Source organism: Streptomyces sp. RLB3-17, from assembly GCF_007113425.2.
Taxonomy (GTDB): Bacteria; Actinomycetota; Actinomycetes; order Streptomycetales; family Streptomycetaceae; genus Streptomyces; species Streptomyces mirabilis_D.
Genome location: NZ_CP041610.2, coordinates 1,908,399 through 1,932,709, shown reverse-complemented (window position 1 = coordinate 1,932,709; position 24,311 = coordinate 1,908,399). Strand labels below are relative to the sequence as shown.

22 protein-coding genes are annotated in these 24,311 nt (G+C 72.1%); 10 read left to right on the top strand and 12 right to left on the bottom strand.

The features are described from left to right. The first annotated feature begins 77 nt into the window (after nucleotides 1-77). Both FNV62_RS09180 and FNV62_RS09175 read left to right on the top strand, forming a co-directional pair. Nucleotides 78-1,991 (top strand): hypothetical protein, encoded by a 1,914-nt coding sequence (locus FNV62_RS09180; protein WP_144315033.1) that lies wholly within the window; start codon nucleotides 78-80, stop codon nucleotides 1,989-1,991. 60 nt (nucleotides 1,992-2,051) lie between these two features. Next, nucleotides 2,052-2,750 carry an alpha/beta fold hydrolase gene (locus FNV62_RS09175; RefSeq protein ID WP_144315032.1) on the top strand — a complete coding sequence of 233 codons (699 nt, stop codon included), beginning with the start codon at nucleotides 2,052-2,054 and terminating at the stop codon, nucleotides 2,748-2,750. Here FNV62_RS09175 and FNV62_RS09170 read toward each other — a convergent pair. Beyond that, on the bottom strand, nucleotides 2,747-4,342 hold the full coding sequence (locus FNV62_RS09170; RefSeq protein WP_143612646.1) for an alpha-amylase family glycosyl hydrolase: 1,596 nt from the start codon (nucleotides 4,340-4,342) through the stop codon (nucleotides 2,747-2,749). The genes FNV62_RS09175 and FNV62_RS09170 overlap by 4 nt on opposite strands. Nucleotides 4,343-4,396: 54 nt before the next feature. Here FNV62_RS09170 and FNV62_RS09165 point away from each other — a divergent pair, with 54 nt between their 5' ends. Further along, nucleotides 4,397-5,287 (top strand): class I SAM-dependent methyltransferase, encoded by an 891-nt coding sequence (locus FNV62_RS09165; protein WP_144315030.1) that lies wholly within the window; start codon nucleotides 4,397-4,399, stop codon nucleotides 5,285-5,287. A 19-nt stretch (nucleotides 5,288-5,306) separates the two neighbouring features. Here the strand turns inward: FNV62_RS09165 and FNV62_RS09160 are convergent, their stop codons facing one another. The 3 genes from FNV62_RS09160 to FNV62_RS09150 all read right to left on the bottom strand — a co-directional run bounded on the left by FNV62_RS09160 (nucleotide 5,307) and on the right by FNV62_RS09150 (nucleotide 8,284). Beyond that, entirely contained in the window at nucleotides 5,307-6,140 is an 834-nt protein-coding gene (locus FNV62_RS09160; protein WP_144315029.1) for an alpha/beta hydrolase, read from the bottom strand. 65 nt (nucleotides 6,141-6,205) lie between these two features. Continuing rightward, nucleotides 6,206-6,946, bottom strand: coding sequence for a GntR family transcriptional regulator (locus FNV62_RS09155; RefSeq protein WP_143607343.1), 741 nt, complete (start codon nucleotides 6,944-6,946; stop codon nucleotides 6,206-6,208). 171 nt (nucleotides 6,947-7,117) lie between these two features. Continuing rightward, nucleotides 7,118-8,284, bottom strand: a complete 1,167-nt coding sequence (locus FNV62_RS09150) for a serine hydrolase domain-containing protein (protein WP_143607342.1) — start codon at nucleotides 8,282-8,284, stop codon at nucleotides 7,118-7,120. 196 nt (nucleotides 8,285-8,480) lie between these two features. On the opposite strand from FNV62_RS09150, the gene FNV62_RS09145 reads away from it, so the two are divergent. After that, nucleotides 8,481-9,530, top strand: a complete 1,050-nt coding sequence (locus tag FNV62_RS09145; RefSeq protein WP_143607341.1) for a phosphatidylinositol-specific phospholipase C domain-containing protein — start codon at nucleotides 8,481-8,483, stop codon at nucleotides 9,528-9,530. A 29-nt stretch (nucleotides 9,531-9,559) separates the two neighbouring features. On the opposite strand, the gene FNV62_RS09140 is transcribed toward FNV62_RS09145, so the two are convergent. From FNV62_RS09140 to FNV62_RS09130, 3 genes are all read right to left on the bottom strand, one after another. Beyond that, entirely contained in the window at nucleotides 9,560-10,525 is a 966-nt protein-coding gene (locus tag FNV62_RS09140) for an acetylxylan esterase (protein ID WP_143607340.1), read from the bottom strand. Between the two features lie 381 nt (nucleotides 10,526-10,906). Further along, entirely contained in the window at nucleotides 10,907-12,796 is a 1,890-nt protein-coding gene (locus FNV62_RS09135) for a hypothetical protein (protein WP_143600589.1), read from the bottom strand. Nucleotides 12,797-12,944: 148 nt separating this feature from the next. Then, nucleotides 12,945-13,529, bottom strand: coding sequence for a hypothetical protein (locus FNV62_RS09130; protein WP_097288791.1), 585 nt, complete (start codon nucleotides 13,527-13,529; stop codon nucleotides 12,945-12,947). Between the two features lie 244 nt (nucleotides 13,530-13,773). On the opposite strand from FNV62_RS09130, the gene FNV62_RS09125 reads away from it, so the two are divergent. Next, nucleotides 13,774-14,616: a universal stress protein gene (locus tag FNV62_RS09125; RefSeq protein ID WP_144315027.1), complete on the top strand. Its 843-nt coding sequence runs from the start codon at nucleotides 13,774-13,776 to the stop codon at nucleotides 14,614-14,616. Between the two features lie 120 nt (nucleotides 14,617-14,736). Here the strand turns inward: FNV62_RS09125 and FNV62_RS09120 are convergent, their stop codons facing one another. Both FNV62_RS09120 and FNV62_RS09115 read right to left on the bottom strand, forming a co-directional pair. Continuing rightward, nucleotides 14,737-15,492 carry a ferredoxin reductase gene (locus FNV62_RS09120; protein WP_144315025.1) on the bottom strand — a complete coding sequence of 252 codons (756 nt, stop codon included), beginning with the start codon at nucleotides 15,490-15,492 and terminating at the stop codon, nucleotides 14,737-14,739. A gap of 4 nt (nucleotides 15,493-15,496) precedes the next feature. Further along, nucleotides 15,497-16,102, bottom strand: coding sequence for a sulfite oxidase-like oxidoreductase (locus FNV62_RS09115; RefSeq protein ID WP_097283402.1), 606 nt, complete (start codon nucleotides 16,100-16,102; stop codon nucleotides 15,497-15,499). Nucleotides 16,103-16,344: 242 nt separating this feature from the next. Here FNV62_RS09115 and FNV62_RS09110 point away from each other — a divergent pair, with 242 nt between their 5' ends. Continuing rightward, a complete protein-coding gene (locus FNV62_RS09110; protein WP_144315023.1) occupies nucleotides 16,345-17,265 on the top strand; it encodes an NADP-dependent oxidoreductase in 921 nt (306 codons plus the stop codon). Then, a complete protein-coding gene (locus tag FNV62_RS09105; RefSeq protein WP_143600585.1) occupies nucleotides 17,262-18,014 on the top strand; it encodes a GNAT family N-acetyltransferase in 753 nt (250 codons plus the stop codon). Before FNV62_RS09110 ends, FNV62_RS09105 begins: the two co-directional genes overlap by 4 nt. A 30-nt stretch (nucleotides 18,015-18,044) precedes the next feature. Here FNV62_RS09105 and FNV62_RS09100 read toward each other — a convergent pair whose 3' ends face one another. Then, entirely contained in the window at nucleotides 18,045-18,461 is a 417-nt protein-coding gene (locus tag FNV62_RS09100; RefSeq protein WP_376224412.1) for a MarR family winged helix-turn-helix transcriptional regulator, read from the bottom strand. A 306-nt stretch (nucleotides 18,462-18,767) separates the two neighbouring features. Between FNV62_RS09100 and FNV62_RS09095 the strand changes: the two genes are divergently transcribed. The 3 genes from FNV62_RS09095 (at nucleotide 18,768) to FNV62_RS09085 (ending at nucleotide 22,330) form a co-directional block, all read left to right on the top strand. Beyond that, nucleotides 18,768-19,553 carry a putative protein N(5)-glutamine methyltransferase gene (locus FNV62_RS09095; RefSeq protein WP_144315021.1) on the top strand — a complete coding sequence of 262 codons (786 nt, stop codon included), beginning with the start codon at nucleotides 18,768-18,770 and terminating at the stop codon, nucleotides 19,551-19,553. 153 nt (nucleotides 19,554-19,706) lie between these two features. Continuing rightward, nucleotides 19,707-21,722, top strand: a complete 2,016-nt coding sequence (locus tag FNV62_RS09090; protein ID WP_054233323.1) for an NADPH-dependent 2,4-dienoyl-CoA reductase — start codon at nucleotides 19,707-19,709, stop codon at nucleotides 21,720-21,722. 65 nt (nucleotides 21,723-21,787) lie between these two features. Continuing rightward, a complete protein-coding gene (locus FNV62_RS09085) occupies nucleotides 21,788-22,330 on the top strand; it encodes a PadR family transcriptional regulator (protein ID WP_054233324.1) in 543 nt (180 codons plus the stop codon). 123 nt (nucleotides 22,331-22,453) lie between these two features. Here the strand turns inward: FNV62_RS09085 and FNV62_RS09080 are convergent, their stop codons facing one another. Next, complete coding sequence (locus FNV62_RS09080; protein ID WP_144315020.1) at nucleotides 22,454-23,038, bottom strand: hypothetical protein; 585 nt, start codon at nucleotides 23,036-23,038, stop codon at nucleotides 22,454-22,456. 326 nt (nucleotides 23,039-23,364) lie between these two features. Continuing rightward, entirely contained in the window at nucleotides 23,365-24,297 is a 933-nt protein-coding gene (locus tag FNV62_RS09075) for a LysR family transcriptional regulator (RefSeq protein ID WP_097283395.1), read from the bottom strand. Nucleotides 24,298-24,311 lie beyond the last annotated feature (14 nt).

Below are 24,311 nucleotides of genomic sequence, written 5' to 3'. Positions count from 1 at the left end.
GCCGTCGCCCCTCATGAATCCGACGGCCGGCCGGTCACGCTGCGCAATCGCGCACTCGATCTCTGGGAAGGCATGCGATGACGCTGATCACCCGACGTTCGTTCCTGATCGCCGGTACGGCCACGGCCGGAGCCCTGCTCGCTTCGGCGACCCCCGCCCTGGCCGCGGGATCCACCGCGAAGACGACCAAGGCGGACAAGATCTCCGTGGGGGCCGGCGAGGCGTACCAGCTCTCGGCGACCACGCGCGTGAGTGAACTGTCCATAGCCGAAGGCGGAAAGGTCACCGCGCCCGACGGGTACAGCGTCACCCTCACCGTCGACGGGGTCGAGACCGGGGAGCTCCTCACCGAGACGGGCGGAACCGAGACGCTGATCTCCGCCGGCACCTACCAGGGCGACATCGTGCTCACCGTGGCGGAGGCCAACGCGGTCACCTACCAGACCGTCACCTTCCCCTTCCGGCAGGCCCTTTACGTGGGCGCCGACGGCGTGGACCGCGCCAAGTCCGTCCTGTCCGGCGTCGGCGGCGGCACCCTCACCGACACCCTCGCCCGCAACGTCGCGATCACCTCCACCGGCGAGTGCTTCGACGGTGTCTTCGTGAAGGACGGCACCTACACGCTCAAGAGCCCCGCCATCTCCCTCACGGGCAACGGGCGTTGCGACTTCGCGGGATACGGCGCCGCGGTCGTCGGCACCGGTTCGGCCACGACACTCGTCGTGGACGGCGCCAGGATCACCAACAAGGGCGTGGTGCGCACGACGGTCGTCGCGGACGACGGCGCCAACGTCATCGTGAAGAACTCCCGCCTGCGGGCCCGCAACGGCACGCTCCCCGCCGACTACCGGGCGACCGTGGAGACCCCGTACATGGAGTCCGTGCCGTGGATGCTGGGCCTGGACGGCAATGTCCGCGCCACCAACCTCATCGGCGCCGGCACCAAGGCGACGTACATCAACTCGACCGTGCACTCGGAGACCTGGGGAGCCCTGTCGGTGGAGGGCGGCAGCGGACTCCAGCTGACGGCGATCAACAGCAGCGTCGGCAACACGGGAACGTACGGCTACGGCACCTACGCCATCGGGGACGCCACCGTCCGCGTGCTCGGCTCGCAGTTCGACGTCGGCAGCTACGCCACCATCTGCGCGGGCCCGGCCGCCTCCATCCACTACGGCGACAGCACCCGCGAAGCCGTCGCGGCGCTCAACTTCTCGCTCGGCCTCGGCCTGACCAAGGCCGAACTCGCGGCCGTCCCGGCCCGGATCACGGTCGTCAACTCGGGCCATTTCGGCTTCATGTTCTTCGGCGCCGGCACCCTGAAGCTGGACGGCGGCACGGTCATCACCTCCGCGCAGACCACCTTCCTCAACAAGGGGCAGCAGACCTCGATCACGGTGGACGGTTCGGACGGCGCGCAGCTCAACCCCGGCAACGGGATCATCCTGCAGATGATCGAGAGCGACGACCCGGGTCCGGTGAACGTCGACGGCAAGATGATGAACGTCGGCGTCTACACCGAACCCACGGGCGACCCCGCCAAGGACGGCTCCTTCGACCCGACCTCGGTCCACACGGCCGACGGCGCCGCCACCTTCACCTCCATCGCGCTGGCGGGCGACTTCTACAACGGCGTGCGCGCGGGCAAGAACATGGTCCTCACCTTCGAGGACTCGACCGTGCGGGGCGTCATCTCGGCCACGGAGGCCAAGCACCGCGTCGACACGATCGACTCCTCGAACTTCTACGAGCTGGGTCAGGTCACCAACACCGTCAAGCCCGCCGTCAACAACGGCGTGATCGTCCGGCTGAACAGCGGCTCGACCTGGACCGTGACCGGCACCTCGCACCTGACCAGGCTGACGCTCGCCGCCGACGCGGCGGTGCGGGCGGCGAGCGGCAAGTCCGTGACCATGACGGTCGACGGCACGCAGACGGCCATCGAGGCAGGAGGCGTCTACTCCGGCGCCATCGTCCTCACGGTCGGCTGAGCCGCCGGGGCCTCCGACGCCGGGGCCGACGGGCGACGACCGACGCATATCCTCTCCCGCATGGTTGATCACCGTACGGTTGATGTGGGAGGGGTCCGGCTCGTCTGCCGGGTGTGGGGGCAGGAGTCAGCCGCGCCGCTCGTCCTGTTGCACGCGCTCGGGGAGGACAGCACCGACTGGGGCGAGGTCGTGCCCGCCCTCGCCCGCGGACGACGGGTCTACGCGCTCGATCTGCGCGGCCACGGGCGGAGCGACTGGCCGGGGGAGTACTCGCTCGAACTCATGCGCGCCGACGTGCTCCGGTTCCTCGACGTCCTGGGACTCGGCACGGTGGACCTGATCGGACACTCCATGGGCGGGGTCGTGGCCTACCTGCTCGCTCAGGAGCGACCGGAGCGGGTGAGCCGGCTCGTCCTGGAGGACGTGCCGGTTCCGTGGCCCCGCGAGAAGACCACCCCGACCAGGCCGGACGGCGAACTCACCTTCGACTGGGACATGGTGGTGGCCATCAGAAGGCAGATCGACACGCCCGACCCGGCCTGGCTCGAGGGACTGAGCAGGATCACCGCCGACACACTGGTGCTGGCCGGCGGACCCGCCAGCCACGTGCCCCAGGACGGCATCGCCGAACTCGCCCGCCGCGTCCCCGGCGGGCGAGTCGTCACGATCCCCGTCGGACACCTCATCCACAGCGCGGCGCCTCAGGCGTTCACGGAGGCGGTGTGCGCGTTCCTGGACCGGGGCAGGGACGGCGACTAGCGGTCGGCGCCCAGGTCGAAGATCCCGTACGCGAAGCCCTCGGCGGTGATCGTGGAGCCGTTCACCGTGACCCCGTCGGCCTCCAGGGGCACCCCGGCGCGGGCGCCGTCGTAGGCACAACTCGCGCTCCGCTCCCGTGGGTTGATGACCACGAGGTACCGTCCGCCGCGCAGGTACACGAACGGATGGCCGGCGTGCAGCACCTCCACCGAGCCCCGGGAGCCGAGTTGTGGGGTGTGGGTGCGCAGGGTGACGAGGCGGCGTACGAGGTGGAGGAGCGAGGTGTCGTCGGCGCGCTGGGCGGCGACGGTCGGGCGGGTGGGCGACGGGTCGACGGGGAGGTAGAGGCGGTCCGGCGCGGCCGTGGAGAAACCGGCGTTCGGGCCCTCGTCCCACTGCATCGGTGTGCGGGAGCCCGCGCGGTTGTAGCGGGGGCCGAGGACGCTGCCCTCCTGGTCGGGCAGGCCCGGAAGGTGGCGCATGCCGATCTCGTCGCCGTAGTAGATCGCCGGGAGCGTCGGCCAGGTGAGCTGGAACGCGAAGGCGGCGGGCAGTTGCTCGGGTGTGCGCGGGCCGCAGTTGAGGCGGGAGAAGTCGTGGTTGGCGGTGGGCAGGGAGATGAAACCGCTCGCGCCGAGCGCGGTGGCCGCCTTCTCCCAGGCTTCGAGGAAGGGGCGCGGCGAACCCCGGCCACTCCGGTCGAAGAAGCAGTCGAGCGGGTCCCAGCTCTCGTTGACCGTCCCTTCACCGTTGCTCCACAGCGAGCGCAGGGCGAGGCCGTCGGTGGGGCCGCCGAACTGGAGGAAGAAGTCCGCGTGGAAGCCCGCCGGGACGGACACCTCCGGCTCGCCCCACTCCGAGAGCAGCACCGCGTCCGGATGCGCGTCGTCCAGCCAGTGGCGCAACTCGGCCCAGACCTTGGCGGTTTCCGTCTTGTCCGGATCGTCCTTGACGAGCGAGGCGGCCATGTCGACACGGAAGCCGGACAGGCCGAGACCCAGCCAGTGGTCCATGATCGTGCGCAGCGCCGCCCGGTTGGCGCGCGGCCCCTCGGCGTCGACCGGCAGGCGCCAGGGCTCGGCCGGATCCGCCCGCGCGTAGCCGAAGTTGAGGGCGGGCTGGAAGGCGAAGAAGTTCGGCAGGTACGCGCCCGGACGGGTGCCGGGGGAGGGGACGAAGCCGTCGGGACGGCCCTCGGCCGCCCAGATGTACCGGTCGTCGGTCGGGTCGTGCGCGGCGGCCTCGAACCACGGGTGCTCGTCGGAGGTGTGCCCTGCCACGAGATCCAGCAGGACCCGGATGCCGCGCCGGCCCGCCTCGTCGACCAGCTTGGCCAGGTCGTCGAGGGAGCCGTAGCGCGGTGCGACGGCCAGGTAGTCGCTGACGTCGTACCCGGCGTCGCGGAACGGTGAGACGAAGCACGGGTTCAGCCACACGGTGTTCACGCCCAGCCACGCGAGGTGGTCGAGGCGCTCGGCGATCCCGTCGAAGTCGCCGATGCCGTCGCCGTTCGAGTCGGCGAAGGACTGCGGATAGATCTGGTAAAAGACGGCGTCGGCCAGCCAGGCGGGGGCGGGACGGAACGAAGTCATGAACGGGACCCTAGACCGGCGCCCGGGGCGCGCGCTGCCCCTAAGCTGAGGGCGATGTTCACCCCGCAAGGTCCCACCCTCCGCGAACTCGCCGCGCAGGCCCTGTCCTCCGTCGAGCACGGCTATGACCTGCTCGCGCCCAAGTTCGACCACACGCCGTTCCGGACTCCGGACGCGATCCTCGACGCCGTGGCCCGCGCACTGGGCCCCATCTGCCCGTTCGACCACGGTCTCGACCTGTGCTGCGGCACGGGCGCGGGCATGGAGGTGCTGAGCGGACTGTGCCGGGGTCGGGTCACCGGGGTCGACATCAGCGCGGGGATGCTGGCCGTGGGACGGGAGCGGACGGGTACGGGGGGACTGAAGCGTACGGAAGCGGACGCGCCGGGGGTCGCGCTCCCCGGCGCCGAAACGCGCCCGCGGCCCGGCGCGCGAGCGGGGGCGAGCCCCGGATCGTACGAGGGCGTGGACCAGGGGATGTCGCCGCGCCTCGCGTGGGTACGGGGTGACGCGCGTGCCCTGCCCTTCGGCTCCGTCTTCGACCTCGTCGTCAGCTTCGGCGCGTTCGGGCACTTCCTGCCGCGCGAGCTGCCGGGGCTGTTCGCCCAGGTCCACTCCGTCCTGCGACCGGGCGGCCGCTTCGCGTTCCCCGTCACGGCCCCGCCGCGCCCGAGTTCGCCGTGGTACTGGGCCCTGTGGGGCTTCGACGCGGCGATGCGGGTGCGCAACGCGGTCTGGCGGCCACCGTTCGTCATGTACTACCGGGCGTTCCGGCTCGGCGACGTACAGCGGGAGCTGAGGCGGGCGGGGTTCGAGGTGGAGCTCCTGGCGCTGCCCGAGTTCGGGTGGCGGCGTGACGGCAGCCCGCGATGCCGGATGGTCGTGGCCACCCGAAGCGGCGGCGCCTCCGCCGCCGCTTCGGATGCCGCTTCAGGTTCCGGCTGACCCGCGCTGTCGCGGGAGGTCAGGCGAAGCGGCGGACGAACTCCAGCGCGGTGTCGGCGACCTCCTGCCAGCCGTGGTCGATGGTCAGCGCGTGTCCACGGCCCGGGATCTCGGTGATCTCGGTGACGCCCGGGTTGTGCTGCTGCTTCTTGTACGAGGCGTTCGCGATCGCCCACGGCACGGTGTGGTCCTTCTCGCCCGAGATGATGAGCAGCGGGCCGCGGTCGGGGTTCTCGGCGTCGACCTTGACCTCGGTCCACGGGTTGAAGTTCGCCGTGGCGGCCTGGAAGAGCGGGGCGCCCGGCGCGGGTACGGCGAACGTGTCGTACAGCTCCTTGGCCTCCTCCTCGCTCACCGCGTTGGCGAAGCCGTAACGGAACTGGTCGAAGGTGAGCGGGACGGCCCGGTGCCGGTTGGCCGGGTTGCCCAGGACCGGCGCGGCGGAGCGCAGCGACGAGATCGGCAGCGGCAGCACGCCCCGGAACGGTGCCGGGTCGATCGCCACCGAGACGGCGGACCGGCCCCGGCCGGCGAGGATCTGGGTGAGCAGTCCACCGAAGGAGTGGCCGATGACCGCCGGCTTCTTCTCCAGGCCGCCGATCAGTGACTCCAGATGGTCGGCGACCTGCCCGACCGTCTTGCCGGCGAGGACCTCCGGGTGGGCGTTGGCCTCCTCGACCGTGTCGGGGTCGTCGGGCCAGGACAGGGAGACCGGCGCGTAGCCCGCCTGCTCGAAGTGCGCGGTCCACCGGTCCCAGCTGCTCGGCAGCAGCCACAGGCCGTGGACGAAGACGACCGGGACGCGGCCCGTGGCGTTGGCCCGCTCGATCTGCTGTGCGTCGTTGGTGGTCATGTCCCGAACCTAGTCGCGTACGGCGCTCCTGGGATCTGTCACGTGACTGCGTCCTCGGACCGGTTTCACCCCGCTGCCGGCAGTGTGAACTCGTAGACAAGCGCGTCCTGTTGTGCCTCCACCACCAGCTCGGTGATCTCCAGGGGCCGGTCGTACTGATCGTGCACGCGCCGGGTGACCCGCACGGACTGCGGGAGCCGGGTGATCGCGTCCCGGTGGTGCAGGGTCAGACCGGCCTTGCGCATCCAGTCGTACGCCCGCCGCAACTGCGCCGACGCGCAGCCGTCCGCGCGGTCGCGGTAGCGGGCGAGTTCCTCGACCTCGGTCACGGCGACGGCGGAGAACGAGGTGACGGCCGTACGCAGTCCGCTGCCGTCCGCCGCGGCCGACTCGTAGCGATGCACGAGGGTCGGCCGGGCCGGCGCGAGTCCCAGAGCCTCGGCGTGCTCGGGCGGGGGAGCCTCCCAGGTGACGCTGGCGCGGTGGACGGCGCACGGCTCGGCGGTGTGCGCGCCGACGGGGAAGTCGAGCGAGGGGATGTGCTCGGCCGTGGTGCCGGGCAGGGTGGCGTGGCTGCCGCGCCGGTCGGTGGAGACGAGACCGTCGTGCCGCAGCCGCTGCAGCGCCTGCCGCACCGTCTCGCGGCTGACGCCGAAGCGCGAGGCCAACTCCCTTTCTCCCGGCAGTCGTTCACCGGGCGGAACCGTCCCGTCGCGCAGTTCGCCCAGCAGTTGTGCGGCGATCCGCGCGTAGCGGGGCTCCTGGTCGGACGGGTGGGTGCTGGTTGGACTGGTGGTGCGGGCCATGTCCGCGCCTCCTGAGAGGTGACCGTGGTGAGCGTGCTGATCGTGGTGACAACACGTAGCCGTGCGGGCTCTGTGCGCCACCAGATCTAGCATTGGTCTAAACCACGAGGGAAGAGCGGTCGGACGGTTCGGCCGGTTTCAGCCCGCACCCACCGGGCGTCGCGGGCGCCCTCAGAGCGCGCTGTACAGGGCGTCCACGAGCGCCATCTTCCTTGGGTCGTCGGCGATGTGCGGGCCCATCCGGTTCATGACGTACCCCAGGGAGAGGCCCGACTCCGGGTCGGCGAGACCACAGGAGCCGCCGAAGCCGTCATGTCCGAAAGCCCTCGGGTTGGGGCCGTACGAGCCATTGGGTCCGCTCAGCCACAGTCCGAGACCGGTTTCCGTCTCGTGCTCGAACCCGGCGCCGAGCACCAGGTCCCGGCAGCTGCCCTGCCCCTCGCGCACCCGCTCCGCGGCCTCCGGGGAGAGCACCTGCCGGGAGCCGTACGCCCCGCGTCCGGCGAAGATCCCGTACAGCGCGGCGACCGCGCGGGCCGTGCCGTGACCGTTGGCCGCCGGTATCTCGGCCGCCCGCCACCGGGCCGTGTTGGCCTCGGCGGCGCCGACCAGCGGGTTGGCGAGGGCGGCCACCGCCGCGGGCGCCAACTGGGCGAAGATCGCCGCCTGTTCACTGCTCGACGCGACCCGCGGATGCACCAGCTCGGCCGCCCGCTCGGTCTCCTTCTCCGGCAGTCCGATGGTGAAGTCGATCCCGAGCGGCCCGGTCACCTCCCGTTCCAGGAACGCGCCCGGCCGCAGCCCGGAGACCCGCCGCACCACCTCTCCCACCAGATGGCCGAAGGTGAGCGCGTGGTACCCGGACCGGGTCCCCGGCTCCCACCACGGCTCCTGCGCCGCCAGCCGCTCCACGGTCAGCTCCCAGTCGCACAGCTGGGCCAGATCGTGCGGCTCACGCAGCCCGGCCAGCCCCGCGCGGTGCGACAGCAGATGCCGTACGAGCACGGACTCCTTGCCCGCCGCCGCGAACTCCGGCCAGTACGCGGCCACCGGGGCGTCGAAGTCGAGCAGCCCGCGATCGGCCAGGATGTGCGCGCACAGCGCGGTCGGGCCCTTGGACGTCGACCAGACGTTGACCAGGGTCTCGCGCTCCCAGGGCCGGGTGCGCGCCGCGTCGGCCCAACCGCCCCACAGGTCGACCACCGACTCGCCGTCGAGCGTGACGGTCACGGCCGCGCCGAGCTCGTCGCGATCCCGGAAGTTCTCCTCGAACGCGGTGCGCACCGCCGCGAAGCGGGCGTCGCAGTGGCCGTGAACACGCGGCGCGGGCTGGGTCATGGGACCTCCGTCATCCATCGGGACTCCGGGCCCGAACGTACCGACTGGTCGGACTGGAGGGAAGCGGTGTGACGGCATCCGTCTTCCGTATGTGTCGTCGTCGCCCGTCGTCCTTCACCGCGGGATCTTCCGGAAGTCACCCAACACCCCTACGCTGCACGTCGGTTGACCACCGAGACGCAGGAGGCAGGGGAGCATGTACAGACATGTGAGGGTGTTGGCGCGTACCGGGATCGCGGTGGCGACGGCGGGAGCCCTCGCCCTGACCACGGCCCCCGGCGCCACCGCCGCGGACCTCTCGTACTCCGCCAGCACCTCGGTCGGGGTCCACAACTCCTACGACAAGGCCAAGTACACGTACTTCGCCGACGCGCTGGACTCCGGCGCCGGAATGCTCGAACTCGACGTGTGGACCAATGTGTTCGGCGCCTCCTGGCGTGTCTCGCACAGCAACCCGATCGGCAACGACAACAACTGCGAGAACGCGGCGAACGCCTCCGAACTGCGCACCAAGTCCCGCAACCGCGACCTCGCCGGCTGCCTCTCCGACATCAAGGCCTGGCACGACGCGCACCCGGGCCACCGGCCGATCCAGCTGAAGATCGAGATGAAGGACGGCTTCCAGGCCAACAACGGCCGCGGCCCCGCCCAGCTGGACGCCCTGCTCACCGCGAAGCTCGGCGACGCCCTGTTGCGCCCCGCCGACATCGTCGGCTCCCACGCCGACCTCGACTCGGCCGTACGCGCCGACGGCTGGCCCGCCCGCTCGGCCCTCGCGGGCAAGTTCATGGTCGAGCTGATCCCCGGAACCGTCGAGGAGAGCAACCCCCTCGACTCGCTCTGGACCGACCGCGAGTACGCCACCCACCTCCGCGACCTCGCCGCGGCCGGGCGGCTGCGCGAGGCGGCCGCCTTCCCCGCCGTCCACAACGCGGCCACGGGCGACCCGCGCACCCGCTACACGGACCCGGCCATCCGCCCCTGGTTCGTGATCTTCGACGGCGACGCCGCCACCTACGTGAACGGCACCATCGACACCGCCTGGTACGACGACCGCCACTACCTCGTCGTCATGACCGACGGTCAGAACGTGCCCCCGGCCATCGACGCCACCAACCCCACCCAGGCCCAGGCACTGGACCGGGTCGCCCTCCTCGCCCGGCAGCACGCGAGCGTGGTCTCGGCGGACTGGTACCCCCTGCCCGCGGTCCTGGCGACGGTCGTACCACGCGGAACGGCGGGCTGAGCACCCGCCGTCACCTCTGCACGGCTGCGTCAGAGGCGCGCGGGCAGCCAGGACAGCTTGGCCGCCTCCTGGTAGGGGCCGCCGCCCTCGTGGTCGTTGAAGTCGTAGACCTCGATCTTCTTGTCCTCGTGGTCCCAGGCGTTGAAGGCCGCGAAGATCGTGGAGGGTGGGCAGGTCTGGTCCTCCAGCGCGACCGAGAAGAGGGCCGGCGCCCGCCCGCGCGCCGCGAAGTGCACCCCGTCGAAGTAGGACAGCGTGCGCAGGACGTCCTCGGTGCGGCCGCGGTGGGTCTTGAGGTAGTTGCCGATCTCCCGGTACGGGTGCCGGTCCGTCAGCGTCGTCGCACGCGGGAAGTCGCACAGGAACGGCACGTCGGGCGCGATCGCGGCCAGGTCGGGGACCAGACCGCCCACCGCGATCGTGATCCCGCCGCCCTGACTCCCGCCGACGGCCGCCACGCGTTCCGCGTCGACCAGCGGATGCGAGCGGGCCGCCTCCACCGCGCGCACGCCGTCGGTGAACACCCGGCGGTAGTAGTAGTTCTCGGGGGCGTCGATGCCACGGGTCATGTAACCGGGGTACGCGGGCGCGCTGCCCACCGGGTCCGGGGTCTCGCCGCCGCCCCACGCGCTGCCCTGGCCACGGGTGTCCATCACGAAGTGCGCGAAGCCCGCCGAGGCCCACAGCAGATGCGTGTGCGAGAGGCCGCGACCGCCGCCGTAGCCGACGAACTCGACGACGGTGGGCAGGGCGGAGTTCGCCCAGGCGGGCAGCGTGAGCCAGCCCTTGACCGGGTGCCCGCCGAACCCGGCGAACGTCACGTCGTACACCTTGACCGTCTTGAGCGGCGTCTCGACGGGTTCGAAGCGGGCGTCGAGGTCGTGCTCCCGCGTCTCCTGGAGGGTCTTGGCCCAGAAGGTGTCGAAGTCCTCGGGCTCGGCGGACGCGCTGCGGTATTCGCGAAGTTCGTCGAGGGGGAGGTCGAACTGGGCCATGAAGGACCACCTTTTGACGTCACGGGTGCGGATGATCACACCGTACGTGTGACGCCGGAGGGCCGCCAGGCCACCGTTCGGTCAGCCACCGGGGCCGAGGGCCAGGGCCACGGACCAACCGCAGTCACGTCGCCCGGCCCGGTCGTCCTCGCTCTTGCGCGACCAGCGGTTGGCGTTCACGGAGACCTCCTTCGCGCCGGCCCCGACACGGCGTCGGGCGGGCGAGCGCCACGTTAGGAAGCGCCGTCCCGCCGTGCCACGTCACGCGTGCACAGTCGGGCCGCCGGAGGCGCCGCCGGGGCGGACGGGAGCCGTTCCGGTGCACAGGACGGCGGCGCGTCACCTCACCGGTGCACAGTCCGGCGCCGGTGAGGGGCGGGCTCAGGCGGCCGGCAGGAAGGGGCGGCCGGTGCCGGCGTGCAGCGCGAACGCCAACGGGCGTACGCCGCTGAGCGCCTGCTCGTGCTCGTTTCCGTCGAGCGCCTCCGTCTCGTCCGGGCCCACCGGCAGGTGGCGCTGGATCAGCGGCGCGGCGGCCCGCAGGTGACTGCGGACCGTCACCGGCGCCACGTCAAGGGCGGCGGCCGTCCGTCCGGTGTGGGTGTCGTTCTCCAGCCAGACCCGGAGCGTGCGCAGCAGATCGCGGCGGTCGGCCCGCAGCGGCTCGAGGAACGAGTCGGCCCAGGCGCGGACCTCCGGAGCGGACACCATGGCGGTGAAGTCCGCCGCCGGGTCGGCCGAGTGCGCGTCATGACCGTACTTCACGACGACCTGGAGCGCCGTCGAGACCACCACCCGGTTCAGGACCTGGCCGCGGTCGAGGCCGAGCAGACCGAAGCCCTTGCTGATGCGGTGCGTCACCGTGTTGCGGTGGATGCCGAGCAGGCGGCCGACGGCCGTGTGCGGGAACTCGAGCCCCAACTCCAGTGTCCGTACGAGCTGTTCGCGCTGCCCGGCCGGCAGGGTGAGCACCGGGCGCAGCAGTGTGCCCGCCCACCGTCGGGCCGTGGCCGGCGGCAGGACGTCCATCAGGTCGGCGCGCTGTTCGGCGAGCGCGACCCGGCCGGCCGTCCTGCGCGCCGTCACGAGGGTTCCGGCCGCCTGCGTGTACGCGTCCGCCACGCTGCTCAGCGCGTACACCCGGCTGCCGCCCATGCAGTGCCCGGGCAGTGCGGCGACGACCGCCTCCAGCGTGTGCCACACACCGCCCGGAGCGTCCTCGTCCGTCTGGAGCGGATCGACCACGATCAGGTGATTGAACACCGGGCACCGCGCCAGCAGCGCGCGTCCGGCGAGCGCGTCCTCCGCCTGCCGCAGCGCCACCTCACGGTCCTCCCGCGCGCAGTCGATCACATGGACACGCACCGACTCGGTCGCCAGCAGCCCCGGTGCGAGGCCGGCCAGTACGCGCTGGGCCGCCACCTCCTCACCCACCATCAGCAGTTGCAGGACGCTCAGCTGCACCTCGCGCCGGGTCTCCGCCAGTTGGTCCCGCAACCGAGTCCGGTCGATGAGACCCAGCGCCTTCGCCGCGTGCCCCATCAACTCGGTGCGCACGTCGTCGAGCGCACGGCGGGGGGTCACCGTCAGCACCGCGCCGGAACCGGCGGCGCCCAGCGGGAGCGACTCCGTCCGCGTCCGGGGGAAGGCGGTGCGAGGGGGCTGCCGGGTGAGGACGTCGGGCGCCGCGGCCAGTACACCGCGCAGGGGATCACTGACCACCACTTCGGCGTCCACCGCGGCCGCCAGCCAGTCCGCGATCCGCTGCATCGCGTCCGTGTCCGCGTCCGTGACCGTGTGCGCGTCGGCGAGCCGGTCCGGAAGCCGGTTCAGGAGCGCGGTGAGCTGATCGGCGTGCCATTCGGCCTGCCGGTAGCGGTACTCGCGCAGCCGCGGGATCAGTTCGTGCCAGTCGTGCAGCTCCTTCGTCGTGGTCAGCAGCGGTACGCCGAGGCGGACGGCCGAGCTGCGGATCACCACCGGAACGGACTGCGCGCCGTGCTGCCCGACCACCACGGCGAGTCCGGCGGCCCGCTGTCGCGACAGCTCACGCAGCAACGGCTCGACCCCCTCGTGCACGGACGTCCGCCCGGAAGCCCAGAAGTCACCGATCACCACCAGCGCGTCCCTCACATCACCCAGCGAGCCGCCCGCGGCCGCGGCCAGGGACAGGGCGCGTACGGAATCGACCGCGCGGTCGGCCATCGGGCCCCCGTTGACGAACCGAAGACAGAAGTCGGGCTCCTCGCACAGGTTGATCAGCGTGGGCATGGCGTCCTTCCCGTGTCGATGGCGCACCGGCCGCTGCCGACACCGTAGGCGCGTCCGGCGCCGGACCGCAGTACGGGGTGCGCGAAAAAGACGCGGGAGGGGTGGTATCCGGCGCAGTCGCCGTCAAGACGGGTGGTTCCCCCCGCCATCAAGCCGTGTGCCGTCGCCACTTGGGCCCCGTACGCGCCCACTCCCGCTCCCACTCGGCCAGACGGCGACGCGCGGCGATCCGCCGTACGGCGAAGTGCCAGGCGAGTACGACGGCCACGACCCCCGCGGCGGTCGACACGCCCGTCGTCAGCGCGTGTTGCCAGACCGCGCCGGTGCTCACCGGCGGACCGACGTTCCGGCCGCGCTTATCGAGCCAGACCGCGACGCGGTCGCCGCGCTGCCCGCCCGCGGGGACCAGGGCCTCACCGGTCCGGGGCCCCTTGCCCGGCTCGGTCCAGCGCACCTTCACCCGGAACGTGGGCAGCCTGGCACCCTGCGGCGAGGGCACCGCCGCGGGCGCGGTCTCGACGAGTACGGCGCTCACCCGCTGCCGCTCGGCCCGCTGCGTCGCCGCCCGTGCCTGTGCGCTCTCGTACCGCCACCACCCCACAGCGGCTCCGGCCAACGGCGCACCGACGAAGAGCAGCACGGCGACGGTCAGTACCGTCCACGCCTCGACGACGTCCGAGCGGCGGCGCAGTGGATTGCGGCGCCAGCGCCAACCGCGTACCCGGGTACGCATCTTCACCTCCTCGCCTCCAAGGTCCCGCCCGCGGAGGGCCGAACGGACCCCGCACCGGGACGATTCGGCCCACCCGGCGTGACTGATCCGCGCCTCCTGTGGAACCCGCGCACCACTCCACGCAGCGAACAGGAGCCACCATGACCTGTGCCCATCCAGCAGCACTCGACGCGCACTGGCGCGTAACCGACCCCCGCACGAGGGGAAGTTGCCCGAGGTCGCACCCCCTGGGAAGGCGGGAGCCATGAGCACCGACACGCGGACGATCACCGTGGGCATCGACGGCTCGCGATCCAGCCTGGACGCGGCCGACTGGGCAGCCCGCGAGGCGCAGCGCCGCCGGCTCCCCCTGCGGCTGCTGCACGCGGGGACCGAACCGGCCGTTCCCGGCGGCGTCTTCGACATCGACGACATGGACGACATCGACGACATCGACGTTCCCGCCGGGCGCACCCGCGCGGCACTCGACCGGGCCGCCATCGAACTCTCCTACGCCCACCCGGCCTTGGACATCATCGCCCGCCGCACCGCGACACCGGCGGTCCCGGCGCTGCTCGCCGCGGCCGTCGAGGCGGAGACGCTGGTCCTCGGCTCGCGCGGCCGTACGGGGAGCGCGGGGTTCCCGGTCGGCTCGGTCGCCCTCGGCGTCGCGGCCCGCGCCGACCGTCCGGTCGTCCTGGTGCGCGCGGGCGAACTCCCCGAGGACGAACGGGTTCCCGTCGTCGACGGCTCACCGCCGAGTACGGCGCCCTACCTGCCGGTCGTCCTCGGACTCGATCCGGACGCCTCGGCCGACGACCTGATCGGCTACGCCTTCGACACGGCCGCGGTCCGCTCCGCGCCGCTGCACGTGGTGCATCCGTGGACCCTGCCCAGCAGCACACTGCGGCCGTGGCGCCAGAGGTTCCCCGGGACCACGGTCCGCGAGCACCGCGTCGAGGGCGATCCCGGCCCCCGTCTGCTGGAGGCGTCCGCGCGGGCCGGTCTGCTGGTCGTCGGGCGCCGCGCGGGCCGGGGTCCGGGCCGCGCCGCGCGGTCGCTGATCCGGCACGCCGACTGCCCGGTGGCGGTCGTTCCGCACGACTGACCGGGCTCGGCGGGTGAGGACGTCTCGACTGACCGGGCTCGGCGGGTGAGGACGTCTCGACTGACCGGGCTCGGCGGGTGAGGACGTCTCAGCCGACCGGGTTCGACGGACGAGGACGTCTCAGCCGAAGCGTTCGATACGAATGCGGTCCACCGGCTGCCCGGCCTCCACCAGCAGCCGCGAGGCGTGCTCCGCGAACCCGTTGGAGCCGCACACATAGGCCTCCCACCCACCTGGTGGCCGCTCGGCCAGCAGCGGCGCCAGATGCGCCGCCGCGAGCCGTCCCACGGCCATCCCCTCGGGTGCGGTGCGCGTGAAGACGGGCGTGGTCTCGGCACCGTACTCCCGCGCGTAGATGAGCTCTTCGGGGCCGCGCGCGGAGACGAGCAGCCGCAGCGGCACGTCCAGCGCGCGGGCCCGGTGGTGGCGCAGCATCGACATCAGCGGTACGACACCGGAGCCGGCGCCGACGAGCAGCGCGGGCCGGTCGCCGGGCCAGGCGAAGAACCCGCTGAGCGGGCCGCGCACCTCGACCGAGTCACCGGGTCTCGCCACCGTGTGGAACCAGCCGGAGACCTCGCCGCCCTCGACGTGGTCGAGGGTGAGTTCGATGTGCCCGGTGTCGTCGGGCGGCGACGCGAGGGAGTAGTGACGCTGCGCCACGTACCCGTCCTCGGCGGTCAGCCGCAGCATCAGGTGCTGTCCCGGCAGATGCCCCGTCCACTCCGGCACCGCGAACCGGAAGGTGGCGGCGCCCGGCGTCTCCCGGCGGATCTCGGTGAGCGTCGCGGTCTGCCAGGTGGCGGCGGCCCGGTTGCTCACGGCGATCCGCCCGGGCACGGCGAACCGGGTGGGGGGTACGAACGTGTCGGTCATCGTCTCAGTCACCGGAGTAGCGCTGTTCTTCCCAGGGGTTGCCGCGTGCGTGGTAGCCGTTCTGCTCCCAGAAGCCCGGCTCGTCGTGGTCGAGGAGCCTGAGGCCCGCGATCCACTTGGCGCTCTTCCAGAAGTACAGGTGCGGCACGATCAGCCGCGCCGGGCCGCCGTGTTCGGCGGGCAGCGGCTTCCCCTCGTACTCCCAGGCGATCCAGGCACGACCGCCGGTGATGTCGGCGAGCGGGAGGTTCGTGGTGTACCCGGTGTGCGAGTAGGCGACCACGTGGGTGGCGGACGTGTCCGGGCGTACGGCGTCCAGGAACGCGTCCAGGGAGGCACCCCCGAAGCGCACCCCGAACTTCGACCAGCTCGTCACACAGTGGATGTCGCCCTCGTACGCCGAGCCGGGCAGGGCGTGCGCCTGTTCCCAGTCCCAGGTACGCGGCTCGGCCACCAGCCCGTCGACCCGGAAGGTCCAGTCGGCGGGTGCCAGGTCGGGGGTGACCTCGGCGGACAGGACGGGCCAGTCGTCGCCCGCGTCGTACTGGCCGGGCGGCAGTCCGGCGTTGTCGACGCGGGGGCGCCCGGTGAAGGCTCGGGTGACGTTCATGGCGGTGGTGCCTCCAGGCCGTCGCGTGCGGCGGCCCGCGGATCGAGCGTGATCGGTGCTTACGCATTCAGGTGCTTACGCATTCAACCGTACGTGGCCGCGGGCCGTGCTCCGCGCCCGGGCGGGATCCCGATCATTGCGGCCGTATGAACTCTCCCGGGGCCCGGGAATAGCCGCGCCGTGATCTTCCTTGCCGATAGTGCCGCCCGTGGTGGTGACGGCGGAGGAGAGCGAGGAAGCAGATGCCCAAGGCGTACGTCTTCACCCGGTACGGCGGACCGGAGACGGAGGCCCTGGTGGAGCAGGACCGGCCGAGCCCGGGTCCCGGCCAGGTACTCGTGGCGGTCCGCGCGGCGGGTGTGAACCCCGTCGACTGGAAGCAGCGGACCGGATACGCCCGCCCCGGTGCCGGGGCACGCGAGCTTCCCGCCGTCCTCGGCAACGAGGTCGCGGGCGTCGTCGAGGAGCTCGGTACCGACGTGACCGGGTTCACCGTGGGGGACGAGGTCTTCGGCAACCCGGTGGCCGGCGGATACGCCGAGTACGCGCTGCTGCCGACCGCGGTCACCGCCCACAAGCCCGCCGCGCTCTCCTTCACGGATGCGGCGGCCCTGCCCATCGCCGCGGCGACCGCGTACGACGGGATCCACCAGCTCGGCCTGCCCTCCGGCGCCACCGTGCTGATCACCGGCGCGGGCGGTGGCGTCGGTGTCGCGGCCACGCAGATCGCGCGCGCCCTCGGGCTCACCGTGGTCGGCGTCGCGAGCGAGGGCAAGAAGGACTTCGTCGAGGAGCTCGGGGCCGTGCACGTCCCGTCGGGGCCGGATCTGGCCGAGCGGGTGCGGGCCGCCGCGCCGGACGGCGTGGACGCCGTCTTCGACCTGGTCGGGGGTGAGGTCCTGGAGGCCGCGGCGACCTTGCTGGACGACCGTACGAAGCTGATCACCGGCGCCGACCGGGAGACGGCCGCCCGGCTCGGGGGAGGACCCGTCGAACGCGCCCGTACCGCCGCCGTCCTCGACGAGGTGGCGCGCCTGGTGGTCGACGGCCGGCTGAGGCCCTTCGTGACGGGGACCTTCCCCCTCGACCGGGCCGCCGAGGCGCTGCGCACGGTCGAGGACGGCCACGCCCGCGGGAAGATCGTGATCGAGGTCGCCCGATGAGCGACCGTCGCCTCACGAGCCCCCGTCCGCCGGCCGACGCCACGCACCCGCTGGACAACCCGGCCCTCGCCTCGCTGACCGGCCCACACGCCCACTTCGCCGAACGCCGGGGACACGTCCTGCGCTATCCCGTCGACGTGTCGCCGTGGCTGGCCCTGCCCGACGACCCGACCGACGACGACTGGGCGGACCTCGCGGCCCTCGTCGGCCCCGGCGGCGAGGCCCCGCTGGCCGGCTTCAACGGGCCGACCCCGGAAGGCTGGGAGGTGACCTTCAGCCTGGACGGCGTCCAACTCGTCGACGACGGACTCGCCGCGGCGCCGGACGCCGAAGCGGTGCGGCTCGGCCCCGCCGACGTACCCGAGATGCTGGACCTGGTGGAGCGCACCAGGCCCGGCCCCTTCCTGCCACGCACCGTCGAGCTCGGCACCTATCTCGGCATCCGGCGCGGCGGCGCGCTGATCGCCATGGCGGGGGAGCGGCTGCACCCGCCGGGCTGGACCGAGATCAGCGCGGTCTGCACCGACCCGGACTTCCGCGGCGAGGGGCTCGCCACCCGCCTGATCCTTGCCGTGGCGCACGGCATCCGCGAACGCGGCGAGACCCCCTTCCTGCACACCGCCGCGAGCAACACCAACGCCATCCGGCTCTATGAGTCCCTGGGCTTCAAGCTGCGCCGCGGCACGCGGTTCATGGCGGCACGGGTTCCGGAGCATCTGACGGACGGCCGGGCCGTGGGGGTCCGTTGACGGCTCCCGACGACCTCCGGTGGTGAAGCCTCAGCTCCCGGAGGCCTGCGCGGCGGGCGGTGCCCCGGCCGCCGCCGTGTTGTACCGCACCAGGTAGGCGGCGAACCGCTCCAGGTCCGCCGCCGGCCAGTCCGCGAGCCGCTCACGGAACGCGATCCGGCGGCTCTCGGTGACCTGGGCGAGGATGCGGGTGCCCGCCTCCGTCAGCTGGAGCACCTGCACCCGGTGGTCCTCGGGGTCGACTCGGCGTTCGATGAGCTCGGCCCGCTCCAGCGCCGACACCTGTCGGCTCACCGTGGACTTGTCCAGGGCGTAGTGCGCGGCGAGGTCGGTGGCACGACAGCCGCCGCTCTCCTCCAGATGACCCAGCAGGGTGTACGAGACCAGCGACAGCTCCGGATGCATACGCCCCGCCGAGGCCCGGGCGCGGCGGGCGAAGGCCGTCATCTCGCGCTGGATGGTCTCGACGGACGCGTCGGCTGCATTCACGGGAGCTCCTTCCTCTCTAGTTGCATAGTACAACTTGGTGGTCCGCGACCCGCGTGAGGCGAGGGAGCACCTCCCTCGCCGTCCGGCCCTTCCTGTAAGGTGACCGTCCTGGCTGCGGACCGCCCCAGCCCGGGAGTTGCCGAGGAGGTGAGACCCATTACCGCTGTGTCAGGTCGGGTGCTCTCACCTCAGGACCCTGCGGATCGCCGCCTGTAGGCGACCGCGAGAGCGCCCTTCGGCTCACCGAAAGGCTTCTCGGCTCCCATGCCCCCTCTTTCCGATTCCGTTGTCGTCGCGCTCCGCTCCGCGGGCTGTGTCTTCGCCGAGGACGAGGCGGAGTTGATCCTCTCCACCGCCCGCACCCCGGACGAGGTCTCCGCCATGGTGGACCGGCGCGTCTCGGGACTCCCCCTCGAACACGTCCTCGGCTGGGCCCGGTTCCACGACCTGCGCATCGTCGTCGAGCCGGGCGTCTTCGTACCCCGCCGCCGCACGGAGTTCCTCGTCGACCAGGCCGTGGCTCGCGCGCGCGGCGCCGCCCTCGTCGTGGACCTGTGCTGCGGCTCCGGCGCGGTGGGTGCCGCACTGGCCGCCGCCCTCGGCGGCCCCGAACTGCACGCCGCGGACATCGATCCGGCCGCCGTGCGCTGCGCGCGCCGCAACGTCGCACCCTTCGGCGGACACGTCCACCAGGGCGACCTGTTCGACGCCCTGCCCGACGCCCTGCGCGGCCGCGTCGACATCCTCACCGCCAACGTGCCGTACGTTCCCACGCACGAGGTCGGCCTGCTGCCGCCGGAAGCCCGCGACCACGAACCGCTCGTCGCCCTCGACGGCGGCGCGGACGGCCTCGACGTCCTGCGCCGCGTCACCGCCGAGGCGCCCCGCTGGCTGGCCCCGGGCGGCTGTCTCCTGGTCGAGACCAGCGAGCGCCAGGCCCCCGCGGCCGTCGAGGCCTTCGCCCGCGGCGGTCTGACCGCCACGCTGGCCGTCTCCGACGAGCTGTACGCGAACGTGGTGATCGGCGTCAGGCCGCCGCGGACGGTCTGACCTGCGAGGCGGGCTCGGCGAGCACCCGGGCCCGCCCGTCGCCATGGAGCAGGGTCGGTCCTCAGTGAGTGACCTCCGTCATTGTGCAACTAGTTGCATAAGGCGTTGTCCGTCGTCTACAACAGACACACGACACCGCGCACGGAGGGCCCGATGAGCCGTTACCCGCACCTGATGAACCCGCTCGACCTGGGCTTCACCACGCTGCCCAACCGCGTGCTCATGGGCTCCATGCACGTGGGCCTGGAGGAGGCCGAGCGCGGCTTCGAGCGCATGGCGGAGTTCTACGCCACCCGGGCCCGCGGCGGCGTCGGCCTCATCGTCACCGGCGGCATCGCGCCCAACGACGCGGGACGGCCGTACGAGGGCGGCGCGAAGCTGACCACCGAGGCGGAGGCCGAGCAGCACACGGAGATCACCGCCGCGGTGCACCGCGAGGGTGGCAAGATCGCGATGCAGATCCTGCACTTCGGGCGCTACGCCTACCACCAGGACCTGGTCGCCCCGAGCGCCCTGCAGGCCCCGATCAGCCCCTTCCCGCCGCACGCGCTCACCGACGCCGAGGTCGAGCGGACCATCGACGACTACGCCCGCGCCGCCGAGCTCGCACAGCGGGCCGGGTACGACGGCGTCGAGATCATGGGCTCCGAGGGCTATCTCATCAACGAGTTCATCGCCGCTCAGACCAACAAGCGCGAGGACCGCTGGGGCGGCTCGTACGAGAACCGCATGCGCTTCCCCGTCGAGATCGTGCGGCGCGTGCGCGAGGCCGTCGGCGAGAACTTCATCATCATCTACCGACTCTCCATGCTGGACCTGGTGCCGGGCGGCAGCACCCTGGACGAGGTGATCACGCTGGCCCGGGCCGTCGAGGCGGCCGGAGCGACGATCATCAACACCGGCATCGGCTGGCACGAGGCCCGCATCCCCACCATCGCGACCTCCGTGCCGCGCGGCGCCTACACCTGGGTGACCAAGAAGGTCATGGGCGCGGTCTCCATCCCCCTGGTGACCACCAACCGCATCAACACCCCCGAACTCGCCGAACAGTTGCTCGCCGACGGCCACGCCGACATGGTGTCGCTGGCCCGACCGATGCTCGCCGACCCCGACTTCGTGGCCAAGGCGGCGGCCGGGCGGCCGGAAGCCATCAACACCTGCATCGGCTGCAACCAGGCCTGCCTCGACCACACCTTCAGCGGGAAGATCACCTCCTGCCTGGTCAACCCGCGCGCCTGCCACGAGACAGAGCTCGTCCTCGCACCGACCCGGCTGCGCAAGCGCGTCGCCGTGGTCGGCGCCGGGCCCGCCGGCCTGGCCTGCGCGGTCTCCGCGGCCGAACGCGGCCACGACGTCACCCTCTACGACGCCGCGAGCGAGATCGGCGGCCAGCTCAACGTGGCCCGCAAGGTCCCCGGCAAGCAGGAGTTCGACGAGACGATCCGCTACTTCCGCACCCAGCTCGAACTGCACGGCGTGAACGTCCGGTTGAACACCCGCGTCGCCGCCGAGGACGTCTCCGCCTACGACGAGGTCGTGGTCGCCACCGGCGTCAGCCCGCGCACCCCCGAGATCCCCGGCGTCGACCACCCCAGCGTCCTCGGCTACCTCGACGTCCTGCGCGACGGCGCCCCCGTCGGCGACCGGGTCGCGATCCTCGGCGCCGGCGGCATCGGCTTCGACGTCGCCGAGTACCTGACCGACGGCGGCGACAAGGCGAGCGAGGACCCGTCGACGTACTTCCGCCACTGGGGCGTCGACATGGACTACCAGGCACCCGGCGGCCTCGCCGCACCCGAGCGCCCCGCCCCGCCCCGCACGGTCCACCTCCTCCAGCGCAAGGCCTCCAAGGTCGGCGCCGGACTCGGCAAGACCACCGGCTGGATCCACCGCACCGAACTCAAGCACCGGGGCGTCACCATGGTCCCGGGCGTCCAGTACGACCGGATCGACGACGCCGGACTGCACGTCACGGTCGAGGGCCACAGCCAGGTCCTGGAGGTCGACACCGTCGTCCTGTGCACCGGCCAGGAACCGCGCCGTGACCTGTACGAGGAACTGTCCGCGGCGGGACGCAGCGTGCACCTCATCGGCGGTGCCGACGTGGCCGCCGAGCTGGACGCCAAGCGCGCCATCAAGCAGGGCACGGAGCTGGCGGCGGCGCTGTGACCGGCCGAGCCGCGGCCGGAGCGGTCGCGCCCGGGGCCTCGGTCCGGCGTCCCTAGGATGACCCCATGTCACTCCCGCACGCGATCCTCACCGCCCTGCTCGAGAAGCCGTCGTCGGGCCTCGAACTGACCCGGAGGTTCGACAAGTCGATCGGCTACTTCTGGTCGGCGACGCATCAGCAGATCTATCGCGAGCTGGGAAGACTGGAGTCCGAGGGCTACATCCGCGCCCTGCCGTCCGAACAGCCGGCCCGGGGACAGAAGAAGAGCTACGAGGTGCTGCCGGCGGGCCGCGACGAACTGGCCCGCTGGACCTCCGCGTCCCAGGACCCGAAGCCCATGCGGGACACGATGCTGCTGCGGCTGCGCGCCTCGGCCGTCGTCGGCACCGCGGGCCTCGCGACGGACCTGCGTCGCCATCTCGACCTGCACCAAAGGCAGTTGGTCGAGTACGAGGAGATCCAGAAGCGCGACTTCCCGCCCGGCAAGGATGCTCCCCAGGACCGGTTGCGGCATCTGGTGCTGCGGGCCGGGATCGACCTGGAGACCTTCTGGACCCAGTGGCTGACGCAAGCGCTGGACGAGTTCGAGCACCTCGACGAGCAGTAGGGGCCGTCCTCTCGACCGGAGTCGGCCGTCCAACGGACCGGAGTCGGCCGTCCAACGGACCGGAGTCGGCCGTCCAACGGACCGGAGTCGGACGGACGGCCGCCGGTGCGACGGACCCCGTGATCAGAGCCGGTGGGGCTTGGCCCGGCGGCGCAGGTACCAGGCGGTTGCCACGACGCCCGACGTCACCAGCGCACCGCCGCCCACCAGCGTGGCGGTCCCGTAGTCCCTGGTGGCCCCGCCGAGACCGCCCATCACGCCGCGCGACGGCGAGGAGGGCAAGGAAGGCAAGGAGGGCAAGGAGGTCGAGGAGATCCTCGGGGTCTTGGTGACCTTGGGGACCGCGCTGGTCGAGACGATGACGGACTGCGTACCGGCCGTCGTCCCGTCCTGGCAGACCACGACGACGGTATAGGTACCGGCGCTGACGTTGGACCAGACCGCCGACTGAGTGGCGCTCGTTCCGGACAACGGCATCTGGCGGCCTTGGGAGAAGTTCACCTGCCCATTGGCGAGCAGCGAGGCATTGCCGAAACTGCTGCCGTTGCTCGGGCAGGAATTGGTGGTGACCGACACGCTGGACCCGCTGGTGCTCACCGAGATCCCCGAACCGAAGGCGGCGGCCGACGGAGCGGTCAGGGTGAGCGGAAGCGCAGCGACGGCGGCCACGGTCAGGCCGGAGCGGAGAAATATCTGAGAAGTACGCATAGGACTGCCCTCCAGCGGCACGGTTGGCGGTACATCCCATGCGCCGCCGAGGATTGGAAAGGCCCGTGCTGCCTCAGGGAGAGCCAATGCGCATCCGGCTCGGGGCGCACGTGGACGGGGACCGGGCAGGTGACGAATTCGTTCGTCCGGCGGATGAATCCCGCGTTTCGCTGGTGATTCTCTCTGGGCGGATGGCGGATGGCGGATGGCGGATGGCGGATGGCGGATGGCGCATAACAGCTGACGGATAACGGATGACGAAATCTGCCATCTGTCATCTGTCATCCGTCAGCTGTTATCCGCTATCCGCTATCTGCTCTCCGTCCTCACCACGTGCGGCCCGCCTGAAGCAGCCGCTCTCGGACAACCGCCACATGCGGGTTGTCCGACGCGCCCGGCCGCTGGGTGAGGTACCCGGTGTTGATGGGCGGTTCCTCGGGGGACAGCAGGGGCACCAGGGCACCGGAGGCCAGTGCGTCGAGGCACAGGTAGCGGGGGAGCACGGTGATGCCGGCGCCCGCGACCACCGCGGCCAGTACGCCCCGCAGGTCGGGCACCGTGATCGACGCCTGGCCTGTCAGCCGTACGCCGAACACGTGCCGCCAGTAGCGCCGGGCGATGGGCAGATCCTCGGCGTATGTCACCAGCGGTGCCCCGTGCAGCGCGGCGGGCCCCTCGGCCGCCACGCGGGCCGGGTCGATGCGCTCGGCCCACGACGGGGCGGCGACGAGCACGAACTCCTCGTCCATCAGCGGCACGGCGGTCAGAGTGCGGCCGCGCGGCCGGGTCGTGGCGATGACCAGGTCGAAGCGGCCGCCGCGCAGCCCGTCCAGCAGCTCGTCGGTGAGGCCGGGAGTGACGCGCAGACGTACGCCCTGCGCGGTCAGCGGCGCCAGCGCGGGCAGGACGCGCGTGCACAGCAGCTCGGCCGGGCCCGCCAGGTGCACCGGATCCGGCGGCTGGTCGGCGCCGGCCCCGCGGCGGTCCGCGACCGCCGCGAGCGCGTCCAGGGGCGCGGCGACCTCCGCGGCGAGTTCGTCCGCCACCGACGTGGGCACCACGCCCCGTGGCTGCCGTTCGAACAGTTCCCGTCCCAGTTGCTCCTCCAGTGACCGCATCTGCGTAGTCACCGTCGGCTGGGACAGACCGAGCAGCCGCGCGGCCGCCGTGAAGGACCCCGCGCGGTGCACGGCGAGGAAGGTGCGCAGCAGGGAGATGTCCAGGGGAGCCGTCGAGGTATCGAGTTCGCTATGGGGCACGGAGGTGAGCCTAC